15 protein-coding genes and 1 pseudogene are annotated in these 14,431 nt (G+C 41.2%); 15 read left to right on the top strand and 1 reads right to left on the bottom strand.

Annotated features, from left to right (window positions below; genetic code table 11):
- Positions 1-13: 13 nt before the first annotated feature.
- The 13 genes and pseudogenes from ACLUJM_RS07930 to ACLUJM_RS07870 all read left to right on the top strand — a co-directional run bounded on the left by ACLUJM_RS07930 (position 14) and on the right by ACLUJM_RS07870 (position 11,869).
- Positions 14-379 (top strand): DUF3847 domain-containing protein, encoded by a 366-nt coding sequence (locus ACLUJM_RS07930; RefSeq protein WP_349933929.1) that lies wholly within the window; start codon positions 14-16, stop codon positions 377-379.
- On the top strand, positions 336-1,832 hold the full coding sequence (mobQ, locus tag ACLUJM_RS07925; protein WP_412412583.1) for a MobQ family relaxase: 1,497 nt from the start codon (positions 336-338) through the stop codon (positions 1,830-1,832). The genes ACLUJM_RS07930 and mobQ overlap by 44 nt, the downstream gene beginning before the upstream one ends.
- On the top strand, positions 1,829-2,131 hold the full coding sequence (locus ACLUJM_RS07920) for a hypothetical protein (protein WP_304323794.1): 303 nt from the start codon (positions 1,829-1,831) through the stop codon (positions 2,129-2,131). The genes mobQ and ACLUJM_RS07920 overlap by 4 nt, the downstream gene beginning before the upstream one ends.
- Before the next feature lie 12 nt (positions 2,132-2,143).
- Entirely contained in the window at positions 2,144-4,015 is a 1,872-nt protein-coding gene (locus ACLUJM_RS07915) for an AAA family ATPase (RefSeq protein WP_349933933.1), read from the top strand.
- 141 nt (positions 4,016-4,156) lie between these two features.
- Positions 4,157-4,315: a transposon-encoded TnpW family protein gene (locus ACLUJM_RS07910; protein ID WP_081018971.1), complete on the top strand. Its 159-nt coding sequence runs from the start codon at positions 4,157-4,159 to the stop codon at positions 4,313-4,315.
- 41 nt (positions 4,316-4,356) lie between these two features.
- Positions 4,357-5,210, top strand: a pseudogene (locus tag ACLUJM_RS07905) (VirD4-like conjugal transfer protein, CD1115 family); the annotation flags it as partial.
- A gap of 90 nt (positions 5,211-5,300) precedes the next feature.
- Positions 5,301-5,615: a TrbC/VirB2 family protein gene (locus ACLUJM_RS07900; RefSeq protein ID WP_008816955.1), complete on the top strand. Its 315-nt coding sequence runs from the start codon at positions 5,301-5,303 to the stop codon at positions 5,613-5,615.
- 38 nt (positions 5,616-5,653) lie between these two features.
- On the top strand, positions 5,654-6,484 hold the full coding sequence (locus tag ACLUJM_RS07895; RefSeq protein WP_008816954.1) for a hypothetical protein: 831 nt from the start codon (positions 5,654-5,656) through the stop codon (positions 6,482-6,484).
- A 14-nt stretch (positions 6,485-6,498) separates the two neighbouring features.
- Positions 6,499-7,449: a hypothetical protein gene (locus ACLUJM_RS07890; RefSeq protein ID WP_008816953.1), complete on the top strand. Its 951-nt coding sequence runs from the start codon at positions 6,499-6,501 to the stop codon at positions 7,447-7,449.
- An 18-nt stretch (positions 7,450-7,467) separates the two neighbouring features.
- On the top strand, positions 7,468-8,406 hold the full coding sequence (locus ACLUJM_RS07885) for a hypothetical protein (RefSeq protein WP_008816952.1): 939 nt from the start codon (positions 7,468-7,470) through the stop codon (positions 8,404-8,406).
- 6 nt (positions 8,407-8,412) lie between these two features.
- Positions 8,413-8,808, top strand: coding sequence for a PrgI family protein (locus ACLUJM_RS07880; protein WP_008816951.1), 396 nt, complete (start codon positions 8,413-8,415; stop codon positions 8,806-8,808).
- Positions 8,771-11,101 (top strand): VirB4-like conjugal transfer ATPase, CD1110 family, encoded by a 2,331-nt coding sequence (locus tag ACLUJM_RS07875; RefSeq protein WP_008816950.1) that lies wholly within the window; start codon positions 8,771-8,773, stop codon positions 11,099-11,101. The genes ACLUJM_RS07880 and ACLUJM_RS07875 overlap by 38 nt, the downstream gene beginning before the upstream one ends.
- Before the next feature lie 6 nt (positions 11,102-11,107).
- The gene (locus ACLUJM_RS07870; protein ID WP_008816949.1) at positions 11,108-11,869 is read left to right on the top strand and encodes a DUF6674 family protein; all 762 of its coding nucleotides are present in this window, start codon (positions 11,108-11,110) and stop codon (positions 11,867-11,869) included.
- Between the two features lie 24 nt (positions 11,870-11,893).
- Here ACLUJM_RS07870 and ACLUJM_RS07865 read toward each other — a convergent pair whose 3' ends face one another.
- A complete protein-coding gene (locus ACLUJM_RS07865) occupies positions 11,894-12,247 on the bottom strand; it encodes a hypothetical protein (RefSeq protein ID WP_008816948.1) in 354 nt (117 codons plus the stop codon).
- 105 nt (positions 12,248-12,352) lie between these two features.
- Here ACLUJM_RS07865 and ACLUJM_RS07860 point away from each other — a divergent pair, with 105 nt between their 5' ends.
- Both ACLUJM_RS07860 and ACLUJM_RS07855 read left to right on the top strand, forming a co-directional pair.
- Entirely contained in the window at positions 12,353-12,745 is a 393-nt protein-coding gene (locus ACLUJM_RS07860; RefSeq protein WP_008816947.1) for a DUF6075 family protein, read from the top strand.
- A gap of 3 nt (positions 12,746-12,748) precedes the next feature.
- Positions 12,749-14,431 (top strand): lysozyme family protein, encoded by a 1,683-nt coding sequence (locus ACLUJM_RS07855; RefSeq protein WP_008816946.1) that lies wholly within the window; start codon positions 12,749-12,751, stop codon positions 14,429-14,431.

Below are 14,431 nucleotides of genomic sequence, written 5' to 3'. Positions count from 1 at the left end.
GAGGTCAAACAGAATGGAAAAACCGAAAACCCTTGAACAGCTTCGGGCTGAAAAAGAGCGAGCTGAAACAAGGCTTGCACAGGAGCAGCACAAGCTCAACCGCCTTGAGAACCGAAAGAAGTTTCTGGAACAGGGCGAGCGAAAGAAACGCACCCACCGCCTTTGTAATCTGGGCGGCACAGTGGAGAGCCTTGCCCCAGTGTTCAAAGACCTATCACGCACCGAAATGACTGGGCTGATGGAACACATCTTTGCTCTGCCGGAGGTGGAACAGGCTCTTAGAGAAGCGGCGACAGCCCATGAGAGAAATCTTCACAGAGAGGAGGAAACGGACAATGGCATTGTTCCACTTCACAGTAGACCAGATGAAACGCAGTGAGGGGCAGTCCGCTATCGCTTCTGCTGCTTACCGTTCCGGCGAAAGGCTGTACAGCGAGTATTACGGCGAGTACAGCGACTACACCAGAAAGGGCGGCGTAATCTGTTCCGACATTCTCTTACCGTCCCACGCTCCCCCGGAATTTGCAGACCGTCAGACCTTGTGGAATGCCGTTGAACAGGTGGAACGGGGAAAGAAAGCCCAACTTGCATACAGCTTTGAAATTGCCTTGCAGAACGAGTTTACCATTGAGGAAAATATCGCTCTGGCAAGGCAGTTTTTGTTGGACAACTTTGTGAGCCGGGGCATGACCGTTGATGTGGCATTCCATGAGAAAGAGACCGAGGACGGAGGGATACCCAACCCTCACTTTCATTTCCTCTGCCCCATGCGCCCCATGAACCCGGACGGGACATGGGGCTTTAAGCAGCACCGAGTGTACCGGCTGGACGAGGACGGAAACCGTATCAGAGACCAGAACGGCAAGTTCCTCTTTGACGCTGTTCCCACTACCGACTGGGGCAGTCCCGAAACGCTGGAACACTGGCGTAAGGCGTGGGCTGATGTGTGCAATGCCAAATTTGAAGAAAAGGGGCTTGATGTCCGTATCGATCACCGCAGCTATCTGCGTCAGGGAGTGGACTTGCTCCCCACCGTCCATGAGGGTGCAACTGTCCGGGCAATGGAGAAGAAAGGCATACGCACTGAAAAGGGCGAGTTCAACCGCTGGATTAAAGCCACCAATGCCGTTATCCGGGACATCAGAAAGAAAATCGCTCTCCTGTCTGACTGGATCAAGGAGATAAAAGCCGAACTTGCCAAGCCGCAGACCCCAGACCTTGTTTTCCTTCTGAGAGCCTATTACTCCAAGCGGAGTGCCGGAGCTTACTCCCAGAAAGGCAAAATCAGCAACCTAAAGGAAATGAATGAGACTTTCAATTATCTACGGGAGAATGGCATTTACACCCTTGAAGATTTGGAAAGCCGGGTGGAGAGCCACCGCACTAAAACTGACAGCTTGAAAACAACAATGGACGCCGAGAATGCCCGTATGAAAGCCATACGCAGCCTGTCCGATGACAGCAATACTTTCCAGCGGTTAAAATCGGTTTATGAGGGCTTGCGGAAAATCAAATTTGACAAGCCAAGAGCTGCATACAAGGCAGAGCATGAAGCAGAGCTGAAACAGTTTTATGCTGCCAGACGCAGGCTGACTGCCGAGTTTCCAGATGGAAAAGTGAATATGAAAAAATTGTCTGAAGAATATGACGCACTGGTTCAGACGCACACAACTACCTATGAGCAGTTTAAGAGTGTCCGGGAGGACTTACAGCGGCTCTGGAAGGTAAAGTCATGTGTAGATACTGCCGCCCGTTCTATGGAGCATACAGAGGAACAAATGCTCCAAAATCAACCCCAGACACGACACAAAAAGGAGGATATATCTTTATGAAAAAATATGACTGGAAAAATGAATATAATCCCATTCGCAGAACTGCAAAACGGATTTTAAGTGGAGACCCATTGAAAGACGGGAGACCACTTTCCGACCTCATCGAGCTGGACAAACACAGCCGGAAATGCCTTGAATTTGAAGCTACCCTTACCGACCAGCAGATTGAAATGTTGCAGGATTTAGGGTATCTGCCCGTTACCACAAGGCAGTATGCCGAAGAATGCGAGGAATGCCCCTACACGCTGGACGAGCGTGAGCATGGCATTTGCAGACGATGTTCAGTTTTCAAGAAGTAAAGGAGGACACCCATGCAGTATACACAGGCACAGATTGACCGGGCGAATGCTGTCAATCTGGAAGATTTTCTCCGTTCACAGGGAGAGACACTGATAAAAAGCGGCAGAGAATACCGCTGGAAGGAGCATGACAGTCTGACTATCCGGGGAAACAAATGGTTTCGCCACAGCCAGAGCAAGGGTGGTTATCCAGTCAATTTTGTTATGGAATTTTACGGCAAGTCCTTTCCCGAAGCTATCCAGATGTTGACCGGAGAAAACGGTGAGGGACAGACTGAAGCCACCACAGCACCGCCCACCGAGTTCCACTTGCCCTTGCACAGCAAAACAGCCGACAGAGCAATCCAATATCTCACAGAAAGCCGAGGTCTCAACAAAACGCTTGTTGAGGCTTTTCTCTTTTCCGGGGATATTTACGAGGACGCAAAGCGGCATAATGTTGTCTTTGTAGGCAGAGACCAAAACGGCATACCCCGATATGCTCATGTAAGAGGGACAGACGAGCCGTTCAGACAGGATATTACCGGATCTGATAAGTCCTATCCGTTCCGCTATGAGGGCAATGGCAGCCAGCTCTTTATTTTTGAAGCACCAATAGATCTATTGTCCTTTATCTGCCTTTATCCGAGAGACTGGCAGACAAGGAGCTACCTTGCTTTGGGAGGTGTTTCGGGCAAAGCCCTTGACCATTTTCTTTCTGAACGCAAGGACATCTGCCAAGTATTCCTCTGTCTGGACAGCGACACCGCTGGGAGCGAAGCCAGCCTTCGACTGGCACAGAACATTCCCGATGGAATTTCTGTTGTCCGTCTTGTTCCTGCAAGGAAAGACTGGAACGATGTGTTAAGACAGAAAACGGACATTCCCAGCAAAAAATTCATTGCTGAGACAATCACGCTGAAAGAATTGCCGGTTGTCCAACCTGTTCCCATGCTTCGTATGGCAGATGTGGAGCTGACAAGCGTGGAATGGCTATGGTTTCCCTATATCCCGTTTGGTAAGCTGACAATTATCCAGGGCAACCCCGGTGAGGGCAAGACCTACTTCGCCATGCGTCTGGCGGCGGCTTGCACTAACCGAAAGCCATTGCCCGGTATGGAAGTCCTTGAACCGTTCAATATCATTTACCAGACCGCCGAGGACGGTCTGGGCGATACAGTCAAGCCCAGACTGATGGAAGCGGAAGCTGACCTTGAAAAAGTGCTTGTCATTGATGACAGGGACACGCCGCTGACCCTTGCCGATGAAAGGATTGAAAAGGCAATCCGGGAAAATCATGCAAGGCTGGTTATTATTGACCCCGTACAGGCATTTCTGGGGGCTGATGTGGATATGAATCGAGCCAATGAAGTCCGCCCCATCTTCCGCAGTCTGGGAGATATTGCACAGGATACAGGCTGTGCAATCGTGTTGATTGGACACTTGAACAAAGCAGCCGGAACACAAAGCACTTACAGGGGCTTAGGCTCCATTGACATCACAGCGGCAGTCCGTAGCCTGCTCTTTATCGGCAAGCTGAAAGACAGTCCCACAACAAGGGTACTGATCCATGAGAAAAGCTCCCTTGCCCCACCGGGACAGTCCCTTGCCTTTTCTCTGGGAGACGAGAAAGGCTTTTCATGGATAGGGGCTTATGACATTACCGCCGATGAACTCCTTGCCAGAACGGACACCGCAAAGACCGAGAGCAAGACCGCACAGGCAGAAGCACTGATACTGGAACTGCTGGCGGACGGAAGAAAAATGCCAAGTGCAGAGCTGGAAAAGGCGGTTAATGACAGGGGCATATCCTCACGCACGATGAGGACAGCCAAAAGCCGTATTGGAGACAGGCTTGTGACCGAGAAAAATGGTGCTTCATGGATTTGCTATCTCCGAGAGTAACACAGGAAGAAGGCAAGTGTGGCAAAGACGGCAAGGTTTTTATAGATACCTTAAAGTTGCCGCCTTGCCTTCTTCCCTTATATTGACACCGCCCGATGATGAACAGTCACCGGGCATTTTTCATTTACAGGAGGATTTTGAATGAACAATACCGCAACCAACAGCACCCCTTGCCCGACTGTCAGAAAGCAGATCGGCAAGACAACCTATATCGTCCGTGTCCATTTCAGCCAGACCGCCAAAGAGACGATGGAGGACAAAATCAAGCGTATGCTTCGTGAGGAAGTCCGCAAAATGTAACTTCTTTGTGGAAGTGATTAAAAAGTCCTTGACAATTTGTCTCTGGAAAGACTGCAAAATCTATTCTTATTTCTGTTGGTGTACGACTTGCTGCTTTCAACTTAGACAGTATTGCCGGTATTACATCCTGTGACGAATTAGAACTGGATCAGGTTGGAGAACGTAAAACAGCTATTTACTGTGTGATTCCTGATAATGACAGTACCTTTAATTTCCTAATTGGTATGCTATACACCCAGTTATTTCAGATGCTGTACTTTCAGGCAGATATCGTTCATGGCGGAGAACTTCCTATTCCAGTACATTTCCTAATGGATGAATTTGCGAACGTCGCATTGCCGGATGACTTTGACAAGTTATTATCTACGATGCGATCACGATTGATTTTTGTATCTATCATCATTCAAAATCTAAGGAAAGATTGTATAAAGATGTTAAAAGTATTGTCGGGAATTGTGATACTCTCCTCTACTTAGGAGGAAATGAACAGAGCACCCACAAATTTATGTCAGAGTATCTTGGAAAGGAAACACTAGATACGAATACTTTTGGTAAAAGCAGTGGACATAACGGCAACTACTCTACCAATTATCAACAAGCTGGTCGAGAACTGCTTACACCGGATGAAGTGCGGCTTTTGGATAATGACTATTGTTTATTATTCCTGCGTGGAGAACGACCGATTTTTGATAAAAAATACGATTTGTTGAAACATCCTAATATCAAAGCAACTAGGGATGGTGGAACAAAATGTTATCCTCACGGTGTTATACATCACGCCATAGAAGATTGGCAAAACATCCCACTGAGCAATAGTGAATACGAATTGCTTAGTGAAGAAGATTTAGAAGAGTATTTCAGTACTTTTGAAATGGAACAGAAAGAATCTTTATAGACTGTCCTCTGTTCTACGTTTGACAGGAGTGTAGCGAGATTTTTTTATTTCGCAGCACTCCTGATTTCATATGAAGGAGATAATGAAAAAATGAAACTTTTAAAATTGAATAAGAAAACGAGATTTCTGTTTGTCGCATATTGCGTCATGGTTGTATGTTTCTGTTTTGCTACACCGGTTCACGCAGATGGTGACCCGATTCAGGTCGTAAATAACCTGTCTGATTTCATTTTTGGATTGATCCGTGCCATTGGTATGATCTTGCTGGGCTTTGGTGTTGTGCAAGTCGGTTTATCCCTAAAGAGTCATGATCCATCGCAAAGAGCAAATGGCTTTTTGACAGTTGCGGGAGGTATCGTCATAACGTTTGCTAAGGAAATTCTCAACATCATTGTAGGAGGATAATTCTATGGATGGGAAAACAAAACAAGGAGGTGTAGGATTTGGATGGAATCATTGACAATTTACGGAACGCCATTGAAACGTGGAATGAAAAACTGGCAGAGATATGGCTGTTATTAACACAATCTCCAGAAGATTTTAAGGGCGGTGGTATATGGAAGATTATTGAGAAGATTCATGGAGCTTTGCTTGCTATTGGTATTGCACTACTGGTTCTATTCTTTGTTGTGGCAGTTGTAAAGACCTGTACTTCTTATCAGGATATCAAGCGACCAGAACATGCCCTTAAACTGTTTATCCGATTTGCGATTGCTAGAGGTCTTGTCGTATATGGCATGGAGCTAATGAAAGCCATTTTTACCATCGTACAAGGTATCACATCGACGATCATGACAACAGTCGGTGTAGGAACAGCAACCAATACGACGATACCCAAAGAAATCATAGACGCAGTTGACGATTGTGGCTTTTTGGAAAGTATCCCATTATGGGCAGTAACCCTGCTCGGGGGGATATTTATTACGGTATTGTCGTTTGTGATGATTTTAACAGTTTATGGGCGCTTTTTTAAGATTTATATGTATACGGCGATTGCTCCAATTCCACTATCAACATCTGCCGGAGAATCTACGCAGCATATAGCTGTCACATTCACGAAATCCTATGCAGGAGTATGTCTTGAGGGTTCTATCATTGTGCTGGCATGTATCATCTTTTCAGCTTTTGCCGCCTCTCCGCCTGTGGTTGATCCAAGTGCTAGTGCAGTGAGTATGGTTTGGAGTTATGTTGGTGAATTGATCTTTAATATGCTTATTTTGGTTGGTACGGTCAAAATGTCGGATCGTATTGTTAAGGAAATGATGGGACTATAAGGAGGTGGAGACAAATGGAAGAAAGACTAATCAATAAAAGAATCAAAGAGGTAATGGATGAATATCCATTTAAAAAGCCTCCTTTGATTGGTGTCTATGGTGTTGATAATGAAAATATCAAAGTTGCCTATCTATATGAAAAGGACAAGGAAAAACTGGGGACGAATATGAATGACATGACGTATCATGGCTTTAAACCCGTTGATCATGTGTATAATATCTTGGCAAAAGGTTATAAGCCATTTTATATCTCAGACTATGTACATGTAGAATGCTGGAAAGAAACAGAGAGAGCCTTTGAAAATTTAGACGATATGTATCTTGAACAATATCATCATGGCAGACGTATTTATTTTGAATATTGTAAAGAGCATGGTATAGATGCTCCATATATTCAAAAGTTGACAGGTGATAAAGAATTCTGTTCTGCAGAACGCTGTTTAAAAAACTTTGAAAAGCAATTATCAAAACAAGTCGATGAAAAAATGAAGAAGTGTGGGCATATCGAAGCTGTAACACTTAAGAATTATGAATATCTTCTAAATGAGCCTTTTTACAATGATCTTGCATTAGGTTATACACTAGAGGATGAGAGTGGAACGATTTCCTTTTTCCCATACGATTCATCATCTATGGTCTTGATACGAGACGAAAAGTATCCCTTTATCAGAGATTTACAAGATTGGGGATTTGATTTTGAAACAGATTTATTCAATGTACTGCAGTCAGGTGCAACTATTCGATTTATGTCACTGGAGACGCACGAGAATATCATAGCTGAACTGGAAATAGTATCAAAAGCAGAATATGATTCGAAAACACAGGAAGGAATCAAGAAATATTTAAAATACTGTAAGAAAAGCCATATTCATGTCTATCTACCAGAGGAGTCAAAAGTCAAATTAAAAAATCTTTTTCAAACTTATGAAATATCAAAATCAGGTCGTGCGGAGCATGAACGTTAGAAAAGGAGATAATAGAGAATGAAAATAGATTTGTTGAAAGAAGCAGAAACGATTTTGCGAGAAGGAGAAGATACCAGGGACTACAAAGTCCTTTTCATTTTAGAACCTACCTTGGTTTTGAATGATAATTATTATGAACGAGTAATGATGGAGGAATACATGAATCACGAGCCGGTATGTTTTGCGGCAAAATCCAGCGATGAAATTACAAGTATTGCTATTACAGATCGAAGGACTGATTATGTTGCTCCTTGGGCGTTTAATTTAGGTAATGAATTTATGAATCTTATACAAATGCAGTATGAGATAAAAGCAATGACACCAGAAGGACATTACAGTATGTGGCGTTACATTGCAGGTAAGAATGATATTCATGCGGTTATGGGAGTAAAAGTATATATGGATTATTGCCAAGAACATGGTGTTACGAGAAATTGGCTGCAAAGGCAGATGCCATATATTGAAATTCCAGACATTTTTGATGTTAAGTCATGGAAACCTTATGTTAAAAATTCACGTTATTATTTGGATCACTCTTGCCTTGAACATGGAGAAAATTATGTACCTATCTGTATTTTAGATAAGTTTTACCCAGAGAATACAGATGTCTTTACAGTAGCAACCAATGGCAAGGAACTTGTGACCTTTCATCCCAAAGATTTTTCTATCAGTCGTGAATACGCAATACAACTTGCAGATGGTGAATTTCATGAGATGTTCATAGATAAGCTGAAAGATAATTTTCATATCGATCATTTGGAAATGCCGGCACATGTCATGCTTTGGAATATCCTTCCCAAGTATTATCCAAAGCCAACGAATGAAATCAGGATCTATCTCAGTCATTGTAAAGTCGAGGGTATAACAGCAGATAAGCTACATGAAGAGAGTCGTATGCACGTACCGGATATCATGAAGTTTTACAGCAAACCAAGATATAAAACACAGGAAAGGTAAGATAAAATGGAAGTAAAAATCAATAAGGAAATCAGAGAATACACTGAGAGTATTTTCTTTGGATTATCTGTTCGGCAATGCTTTTTTTCAGTCATAGCTTGTGTTGTTGCAGTTATTCTGTACTTTGTTTTTATTGACAAGTTAGGGATAGAGTTGACCAGTTGGCTGTGTATGCTGGGCGCTGCACCGTTCGCGATGTTAGGATTTGTGAAATATCAGGGTATGAATGCAGAGCAGGTTGTCATTACCGCAATCCGCTCTTTTTTGTTAAAACAGCGTCAGCTCATATTCCAGCCTGTCAATATATATTACGAGTGTTTGAAAGATAACATTGAACGTCATTTGAAGGAGGACTTAAAGAAAAATGATAAAGGGTTACGAACGATTAAGAAAGCAAAATAAAAATAAGCTGAGGATTCCTAAAAAGGCTCAGGATATTGTTGAAGCGGATACCGTCTACAAGGATGGTATTTTTAAATTAGGCAATCGTTACAGTATGACATATCGGTTTAAGGATGTGAATTATTCCATTGCCTCAAAAGATGAAAAAATCAATATCTTTCTAGATTATTCAGAATTGCTGAACTCGTTGGACAGCTCAACAATGTCCAAAATCACAATCAATAATCGAAAGATCAACATCAAAGATTTCAAAAGTGAGATACTGATACCATATCAGAATGATGGATTGAATAAATATCGTGAAGAATACAATCAGATGTTGCTAGACAAGGTATCCGGATCAGAAGATATTCTGCAAGAGAAGTACCTTACTGTCACAATTTTCAAAAACAATTATGAAGAAGCAAAGAATTTCTTTAACCGAACCACAGTAGAATTATCTTCCCATTTCGCTAAATTAGGTTCATCGTGTGAGAGCATGGATGCAATAGAACGTTTAAAGGTTCTTCATGATTTTTTCCGGAGCGGTGAGGAAGAATTTATCAACTTTGATCTGAATAATTCCATGAAAAAAGGACACAGTTTCAAGGATGCTATCTGTCCAAAGGCACCAATATTTGAGCATAAGTATTTCAAGATTGGTGATAAATTTGGACGTGTCTTATATCTGAGTGATTACGCACGCTATATCAAGGACAGTTTTGTATCTGAGGTATGTTCGCTCAATAAAAATTTGATGTTTTCTATTGATATCGTAACAGTGCAGACAGATGAAGCGGTTAAGGAAGTAGAAAATCGCTTGTTGGGGGTAGAAACAAATATCACCAATTGGCAGAGAAAGCAAAACAACAACAACAACTTCAGTGCGGTCATTCCTTACGATATGGAGCAGCAGAGGCATGAGGCAAAAGAATTCTTAGATGACCTGACAGTACGTGACCAGAGAATGATGTTTGGTACGATTACATTGGTGCATTTAGCAGATAGCTTGGAAGAACTTGATACAGATACAGAAACATTGATGGCAGTCGCAAGAAAGTATATGTGCGAGCTTACGACATTGGCTTTTGCGAGCCGGCAGCTGGATGGTTTAAATACAGCACTGCCCTTAGGCATCAATAAGTTGAATATCGTCAGAACACTGCTTACAGAGAGCGCTGCAGTGTTCATACCTTTCCGAGCGCAGGATATCATGGATAAAAAAGGCATCTGGTTTGGTCAACATGCCATTACTAACAATTTGATTCTTTGTAATAAGGAAAACCTTTTAAATCCAAATGCTTTTCAGTTGGGCGTACCTGGTTCCGGAAAGTCTTTTCTAACCAAGGAACAGATTGTATTCATTGCACTCTCAACCAATGACGATATTCTAATATGTGATCCGGAATCGGAATATACTGCCCTCATTGAAGAACTGAATGGAGAAGTCATTCATATTTCTGCGGGCAGTAAAGATCATATCAATGCAATGGACATGGTTGAAGGATACGGAGATACTGGTAATCCGGTTGGCGATAAATCTCAATTTGTGATGTCTTTATTTGAGCAGTTGGATCGAGATGGTATCAAGCCAGTGGATAGAAGCATCATCGACCGTTGCGTTGCCTTGGTATATTCAGACTATAAACGACGTGGTCCGGTTCCTACACTAAATGTGTTGAGAAAGAAACTGTTGGAACAGCCAGAACTGGAGGCACGCAGTCTTGCCCTGAAACTCGAATTGTTTACAGATGGAAGTCTTGACGCATTCGCACATGAAACGAATGTGGATGTAGAAAACCGCATTATTTCCTATGATATTTTTAATTTAGGAAAACAACTGAAAACGATGGGGCTATTGGTCATTACAGATGCAATGATCAATCGGGTCAATGATAACTGGCGTAAGGGCAAACGAACGCATATTTTTCTGGATGAATTCCATGTCGTCTTTGAGAATGAAGAGAGTGCATCATTCTTTAACTCGGCTTGGCGACAATTCCGTAAACGTGATGCCTTTCCAACAGGCATCACGCAAAATGTGGAGTATCTATTAGACAGTACGCAAGCCAGTACAATGATCAGCAACTCCGAATTTGTCGTTATGCTGAATCAGTCCTATCAGGATCGAGAGAAGCTGGCAAAGCTACTGAATATTTCCGAAGAACAACTTTCTTATATTACGAATGCTCAATCTGGATGTGGACTTATCAAATATGGTGGTTCCCTTGTCCCGTTCGTAAATAAGTTTCCAAAAGATACAAAACTATATCAGCTTATGACAACAAAACCAAAAGATAGAGAGGATGTGTAATCGCACATGGAAAAACAATTACCCGCAATTTCAATGCAAAATGAGCCCATCGTTCAGGAGTATTTAAAAGCACTTATGCAGGGTGGCAAAAACAAAGAAGTAAAAGAAACCAAAGAACTTTTAGAATATTTAGATACCATGGATCAAAAATTCACAGAACTGATTCAGGAAGTCACAAGTTTAAAGGAAACGATCCAGACTTTACAGAATCCGGAAACAAGATCTCGCCTCACTGTAATTACAGATAAACTGGAACTTGCGGTCAATCATACAAGAGAATTATTTGAGAAAACAAAGAACTCATTTAGAACTGCCGTCAAGCAGTCTGTAGATGAATTCAAAAGCAAAGGAAAACATGCTGTAATCAAGACGGTAGATACACTGCACTTTAAACAGGCATTACAGCATATTGGACATTCCCTCGCAGTTGCAAATGGAGTTGTAGGAGCATTCAATAGCAAAGTAACAGAAATTACTGCACAATCAAGAAATATCAAGCATAACTTTAAAAATATCGGTCGTATCATGATGGGCAAGGATGCTGTTCCCTTTCAAAGTGATACGCAAAAGCTGAACGTGTTACAACATGCCGGAATAGGCTTATACAAAAAAATTGAGGCATTATATCAGAAAACACAATCAGCTTATAAGAAACTGGATGGATTGGATAAGAGTTCTGTTAAAAAAGATTTGAAGCAGATTGGAGAAAGTAAAACGAATGATGCAGCGTTCCTTGAAAAGGCGCTGCCCAAAGATAAAGATAGATAATAAAATAACTCCTGATGTGATGATTCAGCAGGAGTTATCTTCTTTTATTTGATGTAGCAGCTGCATGATTTGTTCAACCGTTAAATCGGGATGTTTTGTTCGTGTTATCTCTATGCCAAGTTGAATACCAGTAAGGAAATAGTATTTGAAATCTTCATACTGATACAATGCCAAAAGATGAAACATCGCATCATTGAAATCGTTGAGCAATCCAATAGCTTCTTTGGCCGGAAGAACTTTAATCAAAGAACTATGGATTTGCAATAAAAGCTGTTCATGATGATCAGAGCGTTTTTTATATTCAGCAGTATCTTCGATTTTATTGTTTTCCCTATTCACAAAATGTTCATCATAAAATGATTTTAAAAATTTATCCATGTAAATTCCACCTTCTTTCGCACTCATTATAGGAGCCTTAGAACCTATAAACAAATGTGCGATTTTTTTAATTGCAAAATTGACATATGAAAGGAAGTGTTCTATATGCAATTACGATTTAAAGATTCTCAACACGAAAAGTTTTTCCTAGACTGTATGGCACATTCGAAAAGGGATGATAGTTATCACAGAGCGATATTCTATACATTAGGAATCAATCCTGATACAAGAGCAAATATTCAAACGATATTTGATTTTAAAAATGACCGAATCAAACCAAAAGGATTAGAAGGTAGCTGGCAGACAAGCGGTTCCATTAAGGCAACACTTTTTGCTTTTAACATGTGGAATGGATATACTGATGAAAAGCTCCCATCCACTCCTTATGATCTGTTCTGTTGTGAATCAGCTCCCTACTTTTTTGAGGCGATAAAATTAAAATATCCTGAATATTGTCCTCCTGAACATAGAAAAACTGTGAAGCATGATGCTAGATAATTTATGAAAGATATCAAAGTAAAAGAAACCAAGCAGGATATCAATTCTCTTGATAAAAATAAAACTCTGCAACACTTTACCAAAGAGAAGAATGTAAAAGAAAAATCAAATCAATCACAACAAGATTCAGCTAATATTTCAGACCCTAGCAAAAAGGCAACGAATACAGTTGTAGGTAGAGAAAAGAAAACCGCTGCTGAAAGCGTATATATGGCCAAGCAGTATGCAAAGAAGATAAAAAGGAAACAAGCGGATATCAAGAATAAGAGGTTGATTGATGAGTCCTTTAAATCTGGTGCTGATATTAAAGAAAAACAAGCTGATATAAAAAATGGAAAAAGCAATGATTCTCATTTGATCAAGACAAAAGAAAAAGATGCTGCTGCGAATAGAACCACATCTAGGCTTAAATCTGATGCAAAGAAAACATCTTCAATTCGATCGGATAAGCAGCCGGATCGTAAAATAAAAATAAAGTCAGCAAAAGGGTCATCAAAACAAGTGAAATTCAGACCTGTAAACAAGAATGACTATCAATCGAAGATGCACTTTTTTCATATCCACAAGCATAAGCAGAAAGTGAAAAAAGCGCAGCAAAACAGCAGTAGAATAAAAAAAGGAATTGGTCATCTAGGCAACGGAATCAAGAACACCTTTAAGGTAGTCAAGGTTGCAGTAACTAGCGTGCAGAATATTCTGAGTATCGGTGGTACATTTATCTTGCTGGTTGTCTTGGCACTGTTTTTTGGTGTGTTCTCTGCTCTAGCTGATGACAGCAGTGTCAATAGTGCATTGCTGTCTGTCAGCCCAGAGGTTCTTGCATATTCCGATACTGTATCAAAATATGCAAAGAAATACGACATCGAGGATTATGTAGGAGTAATCAATGCTGTCATGATGCAGGAAAGTGGTGGTCAAGGTAGTGATCCTATGCAGTCAAGCGAATGTGAGTATAATACGAAGTATCCGAATGAACCAAATGGTATTACTGATTCAGAATATTCTATAGAAGTAGGTATTCATTATTTATCAGATACGATAAGACTTGCAAAAGTAAAAAATCCATCAGATATCAATCATCTTTCTCTTGCACTGCAGGCATATAATTTTGGCAAAGGCTACATTGATTGGGTGAATGTGAATTTTGGTAGTTATACACGAGCCAATGCCAAGGTGTATAGTGACCAGAAAAAAGCAGAACTCAAGACAGATGTTTATGGTGACCCACAATATGTGCCGCATGTTATGCAGTATTACCATATTGGTAATCATGATGTTGTACAGATTGCACAATCGCAGATTGGCAATATTGGCGGGCGTCCGTATTGGAGCTGGTATGGTTTCAACAGTCGTGTGGAATGGTGCGCCTGTTTTGTAAGTTGGGTTATGAATGAAGCAGGCTTAATCGAGGATGGTACTGTTCCTAAATTTGCCTACTGCCCAACAGGGATTCAATGGTTCAAGCAACATGATCAATGGCAAGGCAGACAATATACACCAGCATCGGGAGATGTCATCTTTTTTGACTGGCAAAATGATGGAATCAGTGACCATGTAGGCATCGTTGAAAAAGTAGAAAATGGCACTGTTTATACGATTGAAGGCAATAGTACAAATGATGAATGTAGGCAAAATAGTTATCGGGTTGGTAGTATTTATATTGCAGGTTATGGTATTACAAAATAA

The organism is Finegoldia sp. (assembly GCF_046991905.1).
GTDB lineage: Bacteria > Bacillota > Clostridia > Tissierellales > Peptoniphilaceae > Finegoldia.
The sequence above is the reverse complement of the archived record's forward strand: the minus strand, read 5'-3'. Positions and strand labels throughout refer to the sequence as shown.